We start from the raw sequence: 397 nt of genomic DNA on the forward strand, positions 1-397 counted from the left end.
CACTTCCCGCGGCCGGACTGGTGGTTGGCGAGGTTGTTGAGGGATCGGGCGAGGTCGGGGAGGAGGGAGCCCGGGTCGGTGACGGCGAGCGGCCGGTACTCGGAGACGGCTACGGTGCCGGAGGAGAGGGCCGCTGCCCGGTCGCCGAGCTCGGCCTGCCGGCCGGAGAGGTTGACGAGGGCCTCCGCGAGGACGGGGAGGAGCGAGGCGGGGGCGGCTTCGACGAGGCGCCGGCGGATGGCGACTGTCTCGCTGGAGGCGCCGAGGGCGCCCGTCCGGTCGCCGAGGTCGGTCCGGATCTTGGCGAGGCCGTGGAGGCCGGTGGCGAGGTCGGGGAGGAAGACCGCCGGATTCGCGTCGACGAGGAGGCGGCGGATGCCGACGGCCTCGTCGGCGG

At 75.6% G+C, this 397-nt stretch carries 1 pseudogene; it reads right to left on the reverse strand.

Going from position 1 to position 397, the window contains the following annotated elements:
• A pseudogene (locus PUR61_RS17170) lies at window positions 1-397 on the reverse strand (hypothetical protein); the annotation flags it as partial.

It is taken from the genome of Streptomyces sp. BE20, assembly GCF_036322525.1.
GTDB lineage: Bacteria > Actinomycetota > Actinomycetes > Streptomycetales > Streptomycetaceae > Kitasatospora.